The 15486-nt window shown below is 32.9% G+C and carries 18 protein-coding genes; 3 read left to right on the forward strand and 15 right to left on the reverse strand.

Features of this window, described 5'->3' with window-relative positions; all coding sequences use genetic code 11:
* Positions 1-114: 114 nt before the first annotated feature.
* The 4 genes from JN168_RS09740 to JN168_RS09755 form a co-directional block, all read right to left on the reverse strand.
* Positions 115-1596 carry a M17 family metallopeptidase gene (locus tag JN168_RS09740; RefSeq protein ID WP_279525846.1) on the reverse strand — a complete coding sequence of 494 codons (1482 nt, stop codon included), beginning with the start codon at positions 1594-1596 and terminating at the stop codon, positions 115-117.
* A 134-nt stretch (positions 1597-1730) separates the two neighbouring features.
* Positions 1731-2939: an NAD(P)/FAD-dependent oxidoreductase gene (locus JN168_RS09745; RefSeq protein WP_042739768.1), complete on the reverse strand. Its 1209-nt coding sequence runs from the start codon at positions 2937-2939 to the stop codon at positions 1731-1733.
* Positions 2940-3163: 224 nt separating this feature from the next.
* Positions 3164-3523, reverse strand: coding sequence for a HesB/IscA family protein (locus JN168_RS09750; protein ID WP_042739767.1), 360 nt, complete (start codon positions 3521-3523; stop codon positions 3164-3166).
* Positions 3524-3536: 13 nt separating this feature from the next.
* Positions 3537-3773, reverse strand: a complete 237-nt coding sequence (locus tag JN168_RS09755; protein ID WP_042739766.1) for a YuzB family protein — start codon at positions 3771-3773, stop codon at positions 3537-3539.
* A 465-nt stretch (positions 3774-4238) separates the two neighbouring features.
* On the opposite strand from JN168_RS09755, the gene JN168_RS09760 reads away from it, so the two are divergent.
* Complete coding sequence (locus JN168_RS09760; protein ID WP_107513205.1) at positions 4239-5303, forward strand: NAD(P)/FAD-dependent oxidoreductase; 1065 nt, start codon at positions 4239-4241, stop codon at positions 5301-5303.
* Positions 5304-5568: 265 nt separating this feature from the next.
* Here the strand turns inward: JN168_RS09760 and JN168_RS09765 are convergent, their stop codons facing one another.
* Positions 5569-5883, reverse strand: coding sequence for a YuzD family protein (locus JN168_RS09765; protein WP_042739764.1), 315 nt, complete (start codon positions 5881-5883; stop codon positions 5569-5571).
* Positions 5884-5991: 108 nt separating this feature from the next.
* On the opposite strand from JN168_RS09765, the gene JN168_RS09770 reads away from it, so the two are divergent.
* Positions 5992-6234 carry a NifU family protein gene (locus JN168_RS09770; protein WP_042739763.1) on the forward strand — a complete coding sequence of 81 codons (243 nt, stop codon included), beginning with the start codon at positions 5992-5994 and terminating at the stop codon, positions 6232-6234.
* Between the two features lie 192 nt (positions 6235-6426).
* On the opposite strand, the gene dltD is transcribed toward JN168_RS09770, so the two are convergent.
* The 8 genes from dltD to JN168_RS09810 all read right to left on the reverse strand — a co-directional run bounded on the left by dltD (position 6427) and on the right by JN168_RS09810 (position 13453).
* Positions 6427-7650: a D-alanyl-lipoteichoic acid biosynthesis protein DltD gene (dltD, locus tag JN168_RS09775; protein WP_229367074.1), complete on the reverse strand. Its 1224-nt coding sequence runs from the start codon at positions 7648-7650 to the stop codon at positions 6427-6429.
* Positions 7647-7883: a D-alanine--poly(phosphoribitol) ligase subunit 2 gene (gene dltC / locus JN168_RS09780; protein ID WP_042739761.1), complete on the reverse strand. Its 237-nt coding sequence runs from the start codon at positions 7881-7883 to the stop codon at positions 7647-7649. Before dltC ends, dltD begins: the two co-directional genes overlap by 4 nt.
* A 22-nt stretch (positions 7884-7905) precedes the next feature.
* A complete protein-coding gene (dltB, locus tag JN168_RS09785; RefSeq protein WP_042739760.1) occupies positions 7906-9120 on the reverse strand; it encodes a D-alanyl-lipoteichoic acid biosynthesis protein DltB in 1215 nt (404 codons plus the stop codon).
* Positions 9120-10583: a D-alanine--poly(phosphoribitol) ligase subunit DltA gene (dltA, locus tag JN168_RS09790; protein ID WP_279525847.1), complete on the reverse strand. Its 1464-nt coding sequence runs from the start codon at positions 10581-10583 to the stop codon at positions 9120-9122. The genes dltB and dltA overlap by 1 nt, the downstream gene beginning before the upstream one ends.
* Before the next feature lie 14 nt (positions 10584-10597).
* Positions 10598-10738: a teichoic acid D-Ala incorporation-associated protein DltX gene (locus JN168_RS09795; RefSeq protein WP_042739758.1), complete on the reverse strand. Its 141-nt coding sequence runs from the start codon at positions 10736-10738 to the stop codon at positions 10598-10600.
* Between the two features lie 518 nt (positions 10739-11256).
* On the reverse strand, positions 11257-12216 hold the full coding sequence (locus JN168_RS09800) for a 2-hydroxyacid dehydrogenase (RefSeq protein ID WP_042739757.1): 960 nt from the start codon (positions 12214-12216) through the stop codon (positions 11257-11259).
* Positions 12217-12226: 10 nt separating this feature from the next.
* A complete protein-coding gene (locus JN168_RS09805; protein WP_042739756.1) occupies positions 12227-13015 on the reverse strand; it encodes a TIGR01457 family HAD-type hydrolase in 789 nt (262 codons plus the stop codon).
* Positions 13016-13021: 6 nt separating this feature from the next.
* On the reverse strand, positions 13022-13453 hold the full coding sequence (locus tag JN168_RS09810) for a DUF86 domain-containing protein (protein ID WP_042739755.1): 432 nt from the start codon (positions 13451-13453) through the stop codon (positions 13022-13024).
* Positions 13454-13586: 133 nt separating this feature from the next.
* Here JN168_RS09810 and JN168_RS09815 point away from each other — a divergent pair, with 133 nt between their 5' ends.
* Positions 13587-13853, forward strand: coding sequence for a DUF3055 domain-containing protein (locus JN168_RS09815; RefSeq protein ID WP_042739754.1), 267 nt, complete (start codon positions 13587-13589; stop codon positions 13851-13853).
* Positions 13854-14020: 167 nt separating this feature from the next.
* Here the strand turns inward: JN168_RS09815 and JN168_RS09820 are convergent, their stop codons facing one another.
* A complete protein-coding gene (locus JN168_RS09820; protein WP_042739753.1) occupies positions 14021-14404 on the reverse strand; it encodes a YutD family protein in 384 nt (127 codons plus the stop codon).
* 138 nt (positions 14405-14542) lie between these two features.
* Entirely contained in the window at positions 14543-15475 is a 933-nt protein-coding gene (lipA, locus tag JN168_RS09825) for a lipoyl synthase (protein WP_042739752.1), read from the reverse strand.
* Positions 15476-15486 lie beyond the last annotated feature (11 nt).

The raw sequence follows: 15486 nt of genomic DNA on the forward strand, positions 1-15486 counted from the left end.
AGCTTAAATGTATCATCCATGAGGTTAAACTATATCATCTAACATTTCCGTTTACTTAAACTATATAATTTATGCGCGAGTTATACAATTCCAACTCACGCATATATTTATTGATTATTGATTTGATAACCATTCAACAATAGTCGTTACTAAAAATGCTGTTGGTCCTTTAGGTCCTTTATAACTAGCATGATTCGTAGTTGCTGGACCAGCTATATCAAAATGCATATGTGGTACATCACCTGCAAAGTGATTTATAAAGGTAGCTGCAAATAATGCTTTACCTTGTCCATTTGTATGATTGACAAGATCTGCCACATCACTTTTTCTAATTAACTTTCTTTCTGTATCAGTCATAGGTAATTCAAATACATATTCTCCTTGTCGTTCGGCAATTGACAGTATATCTGCAAGTTGTGTCGAAGCATGATTATTGAATACTGCAGCTTTATCCTCACCTAATGCAACAATTGCTGCCCCTGTTAAAGTGGCAAAATCTAAAATCAGTTCCGGTTGAAATTGTGTTGCATAGAATACAGCATCACCTAGGACTAAACGACCTTCTGCATCAGTGTTCAAGACTTCTACAGACTCACTGCTGAGTGCCGTATAAACATCATCAGGTTTCATTGCTAATTCATTAACCATATTTTCTGCAGCAGCAATTACACCCACAATATTAATGTTAAGGTTTAGCTGTCTCGCAGCTTCTATCATAGCAATTACATTAGCTGAGCCACACATATCAAACTTCATAGTTTGCATACCTGTTTTTGATTTTATTGAATAGCCACCTGAATCATAGGTAATCCCTTTACCTACAAGTGCTATCGGCGCTTTGTCTTTATTAGCACCTTGATAAGTTAAAGTAATTAATCGTGGTGTATGCTTAGACCCTTTACCTACAGCATGTATTAATCCAAAACCTTCACGCTGTAATGTCTCTCCATCTTTCACATCTACAGATACTGAACTTCCTTTAAAGTGATTAGTAATCAATTCTGCATAATAAGCCGGCGTTAATATATTGGGTGGGATATTACTATAATCTCGTGCTAAATTGATGGCACGAGCTAACGCTATCCCCTTATCGATTGCTGCATTTATTTGAGTTTGATCTTGTATCGTATGTAGATTCAATGTTAATTCATATGGCGCACCTTTATTTGTCTTGTATCCGTCAAATTGGTAGACAGACGCTTCACTTTGTTGACCTAGTAATGTAGCAATATTTAAGAAATCAAAATCTTTCGCTTTAAAGCTCTCGAAAAATATGTCCCCTTCTACGATTCGCTCTTGCTTCAAATATTGGAATAATGAGCCAAACACAGATAAATACTGTAATTGTGTCGTTGACTTCAAATTACCTAGACCAACAGCAATTAACTTTATGAGTTGATTATCTACTGTAAAATGTGTAGCAGTTACTTTACCAACATTACTACTAATAATATGTGCCTTTTTTAATGATGCTAGATTTTCATTAATAACTTCACCGTTTATCTTTATGTCTTCCAACTGATTTAAATGATCCGGTATCCCTATGATTAATGTTTCAAATAATAATTTATCAGTAGATTGTAAAAATGCTTTCATTTAAAATCCCTCACTTTGGTATTGAAATAATTTAATCATTTAGATTTAAGAAAAAGACCTATCTTATTGAAAGACAGGTCTTTTTGCTTAATGATTCACATGCATAATGCCTATGTGATTTATTAATTTAAATCTTAAAATTTACCTTTTTTGAATGCTAATCCGATACCACCAAGTTTGAATACAGCACGTGTATCAATAACTTTCTTCATGAAAGCAGCTTTTTTACCTTGGATATCTTTACCGTAAACAACACCAACACCGTCTCCAGAACCTAATGAACATACTGTTCCACGATCAACGTATGTGAACTCTTGAGTTGGTTGACCTTCTAAAATGTTTTTAATGTTTTTAGCTGTATGTTCACCTTCTTGCATAGCGATTTGAGCAGTTGTTGGTAATGGACGCTCTTCACCAGCAGGAATAAATGCTGAAACATCACCGATTACGAAAATGTTGTCATAACCTTCGATAGTTAAATCTTGTTTAGTTACGATACGACCACGTTTAACGCCTTCGAATGAAGCTTCCATTAATTGGCTACCGCGTACACCAGCTGCCCAAACAGCAGTGTTTGCTTCTAATTGTTGTTCTTCATCGTTAACTTTAACAACGAAACCTTTTTCGTTAGCAGCAACGATTGGCGTAGCAATCTTGAATTCTACACCTTTACTTTCTAAGTAGCTAACTGCATGGTTAACTAATTCATCAGAGAATTGTGGTAACATTTTAGGAGCAGCTTCAACACAAGTAACTTTAACTTTACTTTGTTCTACGCCATATTTGTTACATAATTCTGGAATTCGATCAGCTAATTCACCTAAGAATTCAACACCAGTGAAACCTGCGCCACCAACTAAGATAGCTAAGTCATTGTCGTCTTTTTCTTTAGAAGATGCATAGTTTGCAAATTTATCTTCGATGTGACGAGATAATTTACGAGCAGTTAATACATTTTCAATTTGGAAAGCATGTTCTTTCATACCTTTAATACCAAATGTTTCGCTTTCAAAGCCTAATGCTACAACTAAGATATCAAAATCAAAGATTCCAGCGTCAGTTTCAACTTTTTTAGCATTACGGTCAATTTTAGTAACCTCAGCTTTAACAAAGTTTACTTTGTCTTTATTTAAAACACTTTCAACTGGATATAGTAAATCTTCATAGCTAATTGTACCTGCTGATGCTTCATGTAACCATGTAGCTTCATAGTGGTAATCATTTTTATTAATTAACGTAATTTCAGCTTCATCTGCTGAAATTTGCTTTTGTAATTTTGTAATAGTTTGTAAACCTGCGTAACCAGCGCCTAAAACTAATACCTTTTTACGATCTTGAGCCATTTCATTCACCTAAGCTTTCATATATTATTTGTTGCATAAGTCTTTTTCTATACCCTAATTATACATATGTAAGTCACAAAAAAGACATTTTTCATCCAATACTAATTTTATAGTTTTTATGCTTGATTTTCAAGCGCTAACGCACATATTGTTTATTTTTTCACATAAACTATTAAAAGGCTATAGTTTATCATTCAATCGATAAAACTATAACCTTTTATTTATTAACAATCTTCAGGTGTTCCTGCCACCTTTGCAGTTCTAAATGAGCTTCCACAACCACATGATGCAATCGCATTTGGATTGTCTATTTGGAATCCGCCACCCATAAGAGATTGTTTAAAATCTATTGTTGTACCTTGTAGTACCGGTACATCCATTTTATCTACTAATACCTTAAGACCGTGAAATTCATACACTTCATCATTGTCACCAGGCTCAGCTTCAGCAGACATACCATAAGTTAAACCAGTACATCCACCACCGTTAACCTTGACCTTTAAATAGCCATCTGCCATTTCATTTTGCTCTAACATATCTTTAACTTCATATGCTGCCGCTTCTGTAACGTTAATTACTGCCATTATGATTACCTCCCTAAAAAATCCACGTTTCTTCTATATGCGCATAAATATTTTGTAATAAATCATCTGGCGATTCACCCTCAACAATATCACCATTCACTAATGCATACAAGCCACTAGAACATAAGCCACAATTTTGTAAACAACCGTATTCTAATACATCTATACCAGGATCATTCTCCAGTTGATTGTATACATAGTCTCCACCTTTCGCTAAGTTCGAAATGCAGAACTCTACTATTGGATTCATAATACACCCTCTCATTAATTATCAGTCATATAATTATAACAAACACAACTATGTTTTAACACATACGTGCTTATATTTAAGAAAGTATCATTTTAAATTTAATCGTCTTTTTACAATAAATTTTTTTGTGTAATTTAACATCCTTATATAAAAATCTATGAACTATGCATTACTTAGCCAATAGTTAGGTTTACTTACTACTTTAATTGATTGTTAAAACGATTTCATGATAACCCTTTATTACCATAACTTATTTGTAGAACGATACAAAAAAGCATATAATGTATTTAAGTAAGCTGTTTATAGAAAATTGGTATATCAATATAAGCGAAATATGATTTAACCACATTATATTTAATAACTTACATTGATGCATAATTGATAAAAACACAATGCTTTTCACAGCTCAACTCGCAATGTTTTATCAAATGTTCAATACAATTTTTACTAGAGGGGTATCTAATAATGAAAAATTTAGTTCTTTTAGGTGGCGGATACGGAAATATGCGCATTATGTCACACATTTTACCAAATGCGCTTCCGGAAAATTATAACATTACACTAATCGATCGTATGCCTTATCATGGGTTAAAACCAGAGTTCTATGAGTTAGCTGCAGGTACGAAATCTGATAAAGATATTCGTATGAACTTTCCAAACTCTGACCGTTTAAACAATGTTTACGGAGAAATTAATGATATTAATCTCGACGATCAAATTGTTTCAGTTGGGAATACAAAAGTAGACTACGATGAATTAGTTATTGGTCTTGGTTGTGAAGATAAATATCACAATGTGCCTGGTGCTGAAGAGTATACACACAGTATTCAGACATTGTCGAAATCTCGAGAAACATTCCATCACATTAGCGAACTTCCAAATGGAGCGAAGGTCGGTATTGTTGGCGCTGGCTTAAGTGGCATTGAGCTTGCTAGTGAATTACGTGAAAGTCGTGAAGACTTAGAAATCTACTTATATGACAGAGGTGAACGCATCCTAAGTCGTTTCCCTGAAAAATTAAGTACTTATATTGAAAAATGGTTCAAAAAGAATAACGTAAAGGTTATCCCTAATTCAGATGTCAATCGTGTAGAGCCTGGGCGTATTTACAACAACGATGTACCAGAAGAATTAGACTTAATCGTTTGGACTGCTGGTATTCAACCAGTTGAATTAGTGAGAAACTTACCTATTGATATTAGTAAGAGTGGTCGAGTTATCTTGAATCAATATCATCAAGTTCCAACATATCCAAATGTCTATGTCGTGGGTGACTGTGCTGAATTACCACATGCACCTAGTGCACAACTCGCTGAAGCACAGGGTGATCAAATTGCCGATGTCATGAAATTACAATGGCAAAATAAACCTCTACCAGAAAAAATGCCTGAAATTAAAATTCAAGGTTTCTTAGGCTCATTAGGTGATAAGAAAGGTTTCGCCTATATCATGGACAGAACTGTGACAGGCCGCTTAGCATCAATCTTGAAATCCGGAGTACTTTGGTTATACAAATATCACAACGGCTAATCATTTCAAGGAGTCGTATCAATGGTATTAATTGAGATGTACTATAATTCCTATTGAAATATACTAAACATAGCTATGAAGCTATCGATAATGATAGACTTTCCATAGTTATGTTTTTATTGTTATAGCATTTAGTAGGACTAAAATCCAAGTAAAAAACCAGTAAATGACGATTATCATCATTTACTGGTTTTTCATATTGATGGCTCAGTCTTTCTTAAATGTATCTTAGCCTTTTGTTAAAAATAGTAATGTTACATACCTCTTACCCAAATTGATCCATAAACTTTGTTAACGTATTCAATTGAATATAACCATCTGCAACGTATTCATCGTTGATTGTCACTAAAGGATAAAACAATTCATCCTCTTGAATACGTTCTATAAATTGTTGATCATGGTCAGTTAAATTTTCGGTATCTTTTTCTATATCAATATAAGTAAATTCAAACGAAATTTCTGGATACTTTCTTTTTAACAATGGTTGTAACCAGTCAAACGTATTACGAGAAGTCGGTGCATTAACACAACTTGCACACACGATATCGGCGCCATAAACAACTACACTCGCTTTATTCATATTTTACTATCCCCTTTTGTTTTCATTTATAGATTTTTCAACACATTTCTATTATAATAAAAAGATAAGTATAACATGAAATTATTTACTTGGAAGGGAGGCATTTCCATGCCAACTGAAAACGCAACGATGTTTGATCAAGTAGCAGAGGTTATCGAAAGATTGCGTCCATTCTTACTACGTGATGGTGGTGACTGCTCACTCGTAGATGTAGAAGATGGAATTGTTAAGTTACAATTACATGGTGCTTGTGGTACATGCCCTAGTTCTACAATCACATTAAAAGCGGGTATTGAGCGTGCTTTACACGAAGAGGTACCTGGCGTTATCGAAGTAGAACAAGTTTTCTAACAACATATATGTTAAGACCATCACATGCACATCAATAATAGACATGAGTTAGTTTTCTATCATCTAGAATTATCTCATGATAATTTATGACAAAGACTGTTATCCGACAATGGATAGCAGTTTTTTTATAGAAAAAAAGACAACCATTCAATAAAAATGGATTGTCTTTTACTTTGATTTATTAAATAATATTTAGCTTACACTTGGTGCTTTATTGTTATGCTGAACTGGTGCATTATCGTCTGGTTTATGATGTTTATGATGATGCGTTTCACCTTTCATATGATGTGCAATTTGTTCGCTAATATAGACCCAACCTTTCCAGCCTACATGAACAGCATCGCTTATTACATATGGTTCATAATCTTTATCGGTCATATTATAAACACTACCACCTCGTTGTGTGATTGTGTTATTAATCTTATCGTACACCTTTTGCCGGCGTTCTTGCTTAATACCGATACGATCATACCACTTACCATTTGATGGTAAAATAATGTACTGCACATCTGCACCTGCTTCATTCATTGTATCCACAAAGAGTGCTAAATCTTGAAACTCTGGAGAATTTACATTAAATTCGTAATCACGATTAATTTTTCTCTTATGACTATTGATCAACTTCCAATATTCATCTCTAATTCCGTATTTATTAGTTTTAGTACTGTCTTTTCCAAGCTTTTCCGCTTCTTTAGATAAATCTTTCCATGATTTATTTTTACTATCTATAGGCTTAACTTGTGACAAAGGAGATGGTTTTGCTGGAAAGATTGACTTGATCGCTTCTATCTTCATTAATTGTTGTGCTTTAAATGATGATAAATAATTATCCTTAACCTTGTTAGGATGTTTCTTCATTTCCTTTAAATAGTACTTATTCTTGACATCTTTAAATTTGGATAATCGATCCGCATATCGTTGTTTCAATTTATCGCTCATCCCAGATTGTTGAAATAATTGGTTCACTTGAGCATCTGAAATACGCGCTTTAAAGTTTACATTTGTTAAACCATTATTTGTAAACCATTGAGGTGATATAATAAATGCCATTTTTTTCCCTTTTAAATTCTGAAATTGTGATGCGGCTTCAACTGCATTGACAAGATCAGTAGAACCTCCTGTTCCAATTAGAAACGGTTGCATTGGCGCCTTTTTCTTATCATCTAACAATAAACCTGGATTAAACGGATCATCTTTTCCAAGTTCACTTGAACCGTATATAGGATAGTATTTATCAGATTTATACATTTTATCTTGTATTTGTGTACCCTTTAGCACTTGATCAGTTATATTTAGTCGTTGTTCTTGAAGTGTTTTATTATTGATTAAACCTGTAAACCAACTAGCTGGTAATATAAGAAATACACCAAATAGAATGAGACTTACAATGATAGGAATAAATGCTTTTAACTTCATCTTAATGTTTCTAATACCGTAATAATCTTATTCGGTGTTGCCCATTCATCTCTATCAAAATCCATAATTGAAACTTCAATATCTAATTTATTTTGAATTTCTAATAATAAACCAACAGTTTGGAATGAATCAATAATACCTTCTTCAAACAGCGCAATATCGGGATTTTCCTTTACAATGTTATTTTCAGTAACTTCCTCTAATAAATCTAATACTTGTGTTTTAAATTCCATACTTTTAAATTCCTCCTATGTTTTAATACAGTTTCCCTGAAAAGATTAAAAATCCAAATGCTACGAAATGGAACGTTATGATAATACTCATTACAGTTGTAAATTGATTTTGCCAACGTGGTGGATGTTGTTTACGCCATCTTTCGTAATAACCATAACCTATAAATAATGCAGCATGATACATGCCATACAAAATATAATAGCTTTCGATACCATGCCAAATTCCCATGATAATAAAATTTAAAGAAAATGCGATATTAGACATCGCAAATTGACTCTTTAATAATCTTTTCTTAGACATAAAGAATAATGCTCTCATATAAATACAATCTCTAAACCAAAATGATAATGACATATGCCATCTGTTCCAAAAGTCTTTAATATTTTTGGCTTTAAATGGCTGATTAAAGTTTTGCGGAGATTTAATACCATATAAATAGCTAAATGCAATCGCAAACAATGTATAACCTGCAAAGTCAAAGAACAGATATAAACTATAAGCATACATATATAACCATTTTGCAGTAAATCCTGTTAAATCCATTAATAACGGGGTAATTGCGTATACGTGAAGTAAGTGTGCAATAATAAATTTATATAAAAAGCCAAGCATAATATAATGAATCGCTTTTTCCACTAATGCTCTATACGCCTCACCACTTGGTGCTACACGATCATCTTTGACAAAGCGTTTATATCGATCAATTGGCCCAGATGAAATCGTTGGGAAGAATGTAATAAATTGGACAACTTTCCAATGATCAATTTCTTTAATTGAGCCATCTCTGATTTCCATTAATAATTGGACACTTTTAAATGTCACATAAGAAATACCTAAGAAACCTATTAATTCGACTACCTTACTTTCATGAAATTTAATTTGTGCAGTACCTAATAATGAACTTTGCATTACTTTAACAATAATCAATGGCAAGATTGACAGTGTTATCACCATAAAGAATTTGCTAAATGTATTTTTAACAAAACGTGATTTCCAATAATACATAATGATTAATACTTGCCAGACGACATATATAATAAAGTTAACAAAAGCTACACTTAACAATGGTTGATCAAAGAAATTATGTTTTGTCGATGAGAAAATAAGTTCAATCATAAATAATGTGCTCAGACCATTATAAATATGACTTCTCTTACCTAAAAACCCTAATATTATAACCGGTAATAATACGATGAATGCAATGAGAAAGAACGTAAATGTGCCATATGGTGTCATTATGTAAAGTCCTCAGCAATCTGTTTACGGTCTAACTTACCATTATGAGTCAATGGTAAACGGTCAGTAAACATAATCTTTTTAGGTATCATATATTCAGGCAGGTGTTGCTTTAATTCCGCTTTAATTTCATGAATAAATGCCTGCTCATCAGTCATCTGAGTTATGGTATCCGCTGTAATTATAACGGCATTGATATGCGTGACTTTATTGTCACGATAGTTCGGAACAACCACTGCCTCTTGTATAGAAGGTGATTGTCTTAACTGAAACTCAATTTCTTCTATCTCCATTCGATAGCCATTTAATTTAATTTGAAAATCTAATCGACCATTGATAAACCATTGATTATCTTTGTACTCAGCTTTATCACCTGTGTAATAATTACGAATTTCATTGTCATATCTAAATACGGCATCTGTTTTTACTTTGTCTTCTAGGTAACCTTTACTTAGAGCATTCCCTGAAATAATTAACTCTTGTTCAGAAGTTAAATGTAACTGTGTACCTGGTCTAGATTGACCAGCTGGTAATGGATTGTACTTGGCTAGTACTTCCTCGTTTATCAAAATGCTTGTGACAGCAACAGTGGCTTCTGTTGGACCATAAGTATTATAAATATATGCATCAGGAAACTTTTTAGATAACATTTTTGCTGTTCTATGTGCCAAAATTTCACCACAGAAGAAGAATTCTTTTAGGCTTGGATATTGTTGTTGGTCTAACATTGGTAACATTAAACACATTTCCATAAACGAAGGGGTCGACACCCACACATTAATAGTGGCTTGTTGCAACATATCATTTAATAGCTTTGGTTTATTTATCATTGCTTTATCTACTAAATTTAATGTTCCTGTAGTAGCTAAACATGGATAAATAGCCATTACTGATAAATCAAAGGAGAATGGCGCCTGATTGAGCCATTGCTGTTTAACCCCTAACTGATTTAGTTCCACCATCCACTGTGTAAACTCATTTAAGCTATCGTATGAAATTTGCACGCCCTTCGGTTCTCCCGTCGAACCTGATGTAAAAATAGTATAAACGACATCATTGGGCTGCATTTTACATTCAAATTCACTGACCTCTTCGTGATCAATAATGCATTGAACATCAAATATCGTTATATCGGAAAATGGCAGTATCGCTTCAGATGTATTAAGTATAAATTCTGGCTGAACCTTATTTACAATTGCCTCTACCCTATCTTGAGGTATAGAAATATCTATTGGTACATAACCACATCCTGCCTTAATAGCTCCAATCATACCGACAATCATAAAAGGTGACATATGACCATAAATCACTACAGGTCGACTTGATTTAGCAATCATATCTGCACATTTATTTGAATAATGATTTAATTCACCGTAAGTTAATGATTCATCATTATATTTAATCGCTATTTGATTCGCATCGTTTTTATTATTTTCAATTAATGATTGAATAATGTCTTTCATAGTTGTCTCCTTCATTAAAATTCATTATAAATAAAGTTATTTTGCGTATCTCCAGTTCCATAAATCAAATAAAGCGCAATAAATATTACTACGTATAAGATAGTAAGCAACCATGGTTTAATTTTTTCAATGGTGTGCTTTTTATCATGATTCATATGTCTGAGCCTCCTTTATAACACGTGCAAAATACTATATTCTATTTATCTGTTTTCTAATATATTTTAACACATATATAATTAAAATATTTTTTATTTACTGTTCATAATTATACAATCAATTTCCCATCTTTACAATTAAATCCATATTTCTTCAGCTAACAAAAATGTTATATTAAATGCTTTGCGTTTAGTTTTATTATCTATAATTCATATATCTATTGTTATTTTGAAGTTAGAAACAACATAAATATTAGTCTTTTATGGATATATATACATACTTATCCAAGATAACTTCCACTTATATATTGCTTATTTTTATTGTATTTTTAGTTTAGCAATTGTTTTTGAAATATTATTGATAAAAAGCTAATCACTTTTCTGATTTTTATAGACATGCAATACTTGATTTTATTTATCCACTCGTAATATAGTCTTTTTCACATAAAAAAAGCCAGCAGAGTTTAAGTAACTCTGCCAGCAATATTTAAAGATAGTATAATACAAAAAATAATTTATTATTTAATTGGTGTTTTCGCATCTTTGCCACTTAAGACTAGTCTAATATTATCAATACACAACTGTATCATACGGTTTCTAGTGATGACTGATGCGCTACCAATATGTGGTAAGACGAGTGCATTTTTCATAGATAATAATGGGTGTGACATATCAATAGGTTCTTTTCGTAATACATCTAAGCCACATGCAGCAATCTCACCATCTTGTAATGCTGCAACTAATGCTGTTTCATCAACGACTGCACCTCGTCCAATATTGATAAAAATAGCATCATTTTTCATCTTTTTAAATGCTGCCTCATTAAACTTGTCGCGTGTTTCCTCAGTCAACGGTGCTGTACAAACAACGAAGTCACTATGTTCTAATAATGTATCAAACGATACATAAAGCGCACCCAAACTTTCTTCTGCCTCTACCTGTCTGCTACGATTATGGTACATAATATTAACATTAAAGCCCTTTAAACGTCTTGCAAATGCCTTACCAATATCTCCCATGCCAAAAATACCTACTTTAGCATTATATAGATCTTTACCTGCAAGTAAATAAGGTCCCCAGCTTTGCCATTCGCCATTTTGAACATACTGTTCCGCTTCAATGATACGTCTTGCTACAGTCAACATTAAAGTAAAGCCTAATTCTGCGGTAGTTTCAGTTAGAACTTCAGGCGTATTAGTTGCTACTATCCCCTTACTGCGAACAAGTTGCACATCTATATTATCGAAACCAACTGCCATATTTGCAATAACCTTTAATTTTGGCGCGTGTGCAATAACTTCTTCATCTATCGTTTCACTTAATGTAATAAAGCAAGCTGTCGCATCATTCAATGCCTCTAAAAATTTTTCTCGTGGCATTGGTGTGTAGGATTCATTCCATACCTCTACATCTGCAAATAATTCTAACTGATCTATAAATGGTTGCGGAATCTTTCTTGTTACGATTACTTTTTCCATCTAATCACCCCTATTGTTCTAGCTCATTAATAACCTCATTTAAATCTTTAAAGCTATATGTTGGTGGTACATCTTTTTGTTCAATTTCAGCTTTAGTTGTTACGCCCGTTTGAACATGAATCGTGTCGATACTAACATTAATGCCTGACAGTATATCCGTGTCATATAAGTCACCCACCATGGCAACATCATCAGGCTTAATTCCTAATGATTCCAATTGTTCTAGTGCTTTATGCATAATAATTGGTTCTGGCTTTCCAATAAATGTTGGTTGGACGCCAGTAGATACTGAAACCACACTTGTAATCGCGCCATTACCCGGTAAGAAACCACGTTCTTTCGGAATAGAAACGTCTTTATTCGTCGAAATAAATGTTGCCCCATTACGCACACCTAATGTTGCTGTAGCTAATTTTTCATAAGTCACCGCTTCATCTAAACCAATAACAACATAATCAACAAATTCATCATTTTTCAATTGTAAACCATGACTCGTTAATGCTTTTTTCAAACCTGTGCCACCTAACATATATACTGATGCTCCTGGTGAAGCTTCTGAAATATATTCGGCAGTCGCAAGTGCAGAAGTAACCACCTCAGTAGCTTTGGCATCTAAGCCCATTGACGATAATTTTGTCGCTACTTCTTCTGGTTCTTTCGTTGAATTATTTGTTACATATAAATGCGGTATTTGATGCTGATTTAAATATGATATAAAGGCCTTAGCGCCATCTATTGTTTCATTACCTTTATATAAAGTTCCATCTAAGTCAATTAGATATGCTTTGTAATTTTTCATTTCTATTTATTCTCCTTTTTGACCAAATGCAGTAATTGGTACATTCTCGTTCTCTAAAAATTGCAATACTTCAGTAATAAATTGCTGATAGTACTGTACTGACTTATCAAAAATTGGAATAAGTTCTGTAGTATTCAGTTCATCATAGTAATGAACAAATTGCTTTCTAACTTCAACAGTTTCATTAATATGTTGTTGTGTGTCCTTTGAAATGACACCTTCTAATTCTAAGATATCAATAACATCTTTATAATTACCTGGATCTCTCAAAATAAATCCATCAATAATCATATTACCTATATCCACTGATGATTCAATCAACATTTGAGCTATGCGTTCAAATGCATAATGATTATGTTTCTGCTGTGGATAATCGCTAAGTAATTGTTGTAAGTAATTTAATTTAGCATTTAATTGTTCTTTGTTTACGAAATACATACTCGTCACCCCTATCTTGTTCATCATACCATAACTTTACAGGTTAATTCATTTCCAGTTATACTAATTATTAACGCTTTATTAAACTTAAAAATATTAACTTTAATAAATACACCTTAAGGAGCGAATATAAATGATAGATATGTATTTATATGATGATGACGAATCAGCACAAGTACAATTTGTCGGGTTTGTGGGCGAACACAGCCGCTATGATTTAATGTTAGTACAAACCAATCGTCATTATGGTAAAACGATTGTCTTGAATATGCAAACGAATAAATTTGGCATTATCGGTACGGATGATTTAGAAGAGGAAGGTTATATCGCACATATCCTCGGTGTATCAGAAGAAGAAGGAAATGAAATTTCTGAATATCTCAACGAAGTCATTCAATAAATCAGCGATTTGATTTTAAACACAAACTTCGTAGGAGTAAGATTCATTAATACATTAAATAACATTAATAAAAAAACCAAGCGTCAATTGACATACTTCATACAAAGTAGACATTTAAAAATGAAAACCTTGAATGAAGCAGTTCAAATTATAGACACTTGGTTCTTTTATTTTTCAGGTTGTTGGATGCTAGGTTGAATCTTGACGTCTTGAAGTTTATTACTTTCAATAATTTCATCTTCCTGTTGTTGCTGAGCTAACTTATCTTTGATTTCTTTTTCTGGTATGTGTCTCAAGATGAAATAAGGACAACCAAAATTGCAATATTCCAATAAATAATCTTGAATCGTTGAGAAACGTTTACTAAGTTCTGCCTTTTTATTGTGATCACTATAAAAACCTTTGAGTCTCAATTGTTCATATCCAAAATCACCAACAACATAATCATACTTATCTAATATATCTGAGTAACGGTTGGCAAATATTTCTTCATCAAAACAGTCCCTATAATCTTCAACAATTTCAAAATGTTGTTCATTTACCTTTATCATTGTACTCACCTAATCTATCGCGCTCTCCATTATAATATGATTGGAATAGCTTAAAGTTTTAATAAAGACTTAGCTCATTTAATGTAACATTGTCGGCATACATTAAAATTGAACTAAGTCTTTGCATTAATTATTTAGTTATTTTGTAGTTGCGTCTTGCTTAAGTTGTTCTTCACCTAAACGTTGTCTTTCTTTTGCCGCTTCATTAACTTGTTCATCGGCATGATAAGAACTACGTACTAATGGACCAGCTTGACAATGTTTGAAACCTTTATCCATTGCAATTTTTCTTAATTTACCAAATTCTAATGGTGTGTAATACTTTTCAACTTTCAAATGCTTACGTGATGGTTGTAAATATTGACCAATAGTTAAGATATCTACATCATTAGCACGTAAATCATCCATAGTTTCAAGTATTTCTTCATGCGTTTCACCTAAACCAACCATTAAACTTGATTTAGTAGGGATATCTGGTTGTAATTCTTTAGAGCGACGCAAGAATTCTAATGTACGATCATAAGTTGCACGCGCACGAACTCTTGGTGTTAAACGACGCACTGTTTCAATATTGTGGTTTAAAATATCTGGTTTAGAAGCCATAAGCGTTTCTAATGCTTCATAGTCGCCACCCATATCAGATGGTAAAATTTCAATAGATGTATATGGATTACGTTCTCTTACTTTGCGGACTGTTTCTGCATATACATTTGAACCAGCATCTCTTAAATCATCACGCGCAACAGCTGTAATTACAACGTGCTTTAAGTTCATTAATTCAACTGATTCTGCCACGCGTTCTGGCTCTTCTAAATCTAATTCGTTTGGTAATCCTGTCTTAACCGCACAAAAACGGCAAGCTCTAGTACATACTGCACCTAAAATCATAAAAGTAGCAGTACGTCTTTCTCCCCAACACTCATGTATATTCGGACATTTTGCTTCTTCGCAAACTGTGTGTAAATTCTTTTCACGCATCATTTTCTTAAGACCAGTGTAGTTTTCGTTTGTGTTTAACTTTATCTTCAACCAATCCGGTTTACGTAAAATTTCTTCATTTTTAGTAGCCATAAACGCACAAT

It is taken from the genome of Staphylococcus gallinarum, from assembly GCF_029774255.1.
Lineage (GTDB): Bacteria > Bacillota > Bacilli > Staphylococcales > Staphylococcaceae > Staphylococcus > Staphylococcus gallinarum.

What these genes read in the sequence shown, in the direction of transcription:
- JN168_RS09740 (WP_279525846.1), bottom strand. Translation starts at nt 1,596, where the DNA reads ATGAAAGCATTTTTACAATCTACTGATAAATTATTATTTGAAACATTA.
- JN168_RS09745 (WP_042739768.1), bottom strand. Translation starts at nt 2,939, where the DNA reads ATGGCTCAAGATCGTAAAAAGGTATTAGTTTTAGGCGCTGGTTACGCA.
- JN168_RS09750 (WP_042739767.1), bottom strand. Translation starts at nt 3,523, where the DNA reads ATGGCAGTAATTAACGTTACAGAAGCGGCAGCATATGAAGTTAAAGAT.
- JN168_RS09755 (WP_042739766.1), bottom strand. Translation starts at nt 3,773, where the DNA reads ATGAATCCAATAGTAGAGTTCTGCATTTCGAACTTAGCGAAAGGTGGA.
- JN168_RS09760 (WP_107513205.1), top strand. Translation starts at nt 4,239, where the DNA reads ATGAAAAATTTAGTTCTTTTAGGTGGCGGATACGGAAATATGCGCATT.
- JN168_RS09765 (WP_042739764.1), bottom strand. Translation starts at nt 5,883, where the DNA reads ATGAATAAAGCGAGTGTAGTTGTTTATGGCGCCGATATCGTGTGTGCA.
- JN168_RS09770 (WP_042739763.1), top strand. Translation starts at nt 5,992, where the DNA reads ATGCCAACTGAAAACGCAACGATGTTTGATCAAGTAGCAGAGGTTATC.
- dltD (WP_229367074.1), bottom strand. Translation starts at nt 7,650, where the DNA reads ATGAAGTTAAAAGCATTTATTCCTATCATTGTAAGTCTCATTCTATTT.
- dltC (WP_042739761.1), bottom strand. Translation starts at nt 7,883, where the DNA reads ATGGAATTTAAAACACAAGTATTAGATTTATTAGAGGAAGTTACTGAA.
- dltB (WP_042739760.1), bottom strand. Translation starts at nt 9,120, where the DNA reads ATGACACCATATGGCACATTTACGTTCTTTCTCATTGCATTCATCGTA.
- dltA (WP_279525847.1), bottom strand. Translation starts at nt 10,583, where the DNA reads ATGAAAGACATTATTCAATCATTAATTGAAAATAATAAAAACGATGCG.
- JN168_RS09795 (WP_042739758.1), bottom strand. Translation starts at nt 10,738, where the DNA reads ATGAATCATGATAAAAAGCACACCATTGAAAAAATTAAACCATGGTTG.
- JN168_RS09800 (WP_042739757.1), bottom strand. Translation starts at nt 12,216, where the DNA reads ATGGAAAAAGTAATCGTAACAAGAAAGATTCCGCAACCATTTATAGAT.
- JN168_RS09805 (WP_042739756.1), bottom strand. Translation starts at nt 13,015, where the DNA reads ATGAAAAATTACAAAGCATATCTAATTGACTTAGATGGAACTTTATAT.
- JN168_RS09810 (WP_042739755.1), bottom strand. Translation starts at nt 13,453, where the DNA reads ATGTATTTCGTAAACAAAGAACAATTAAATGCTAAATTAAATTACTTA.
- JN168_RS09815 (WP_042739754.1), top strand. Translation starts at nt 13,587, where the DNA reads ATGATAGATATGTATTTATATGATGATGACGAATCAGCACAAGTACAA.
- JN168_RS09820 (WP_042739753.1), bottom strand. Translation starts at nt 14,404, where the DNA reads ATGATAAAGGTAAATGAACAACATTTTGAAATTGTTGAAGATTATAGG.
- lipA (WP_042739752.1), bottom strand. Translation starts at nt 15,475, where the DNA reads ATGGCTACTAAAAATGAAGAAATTTTACGTAAACCGGATTGGTTGAAG.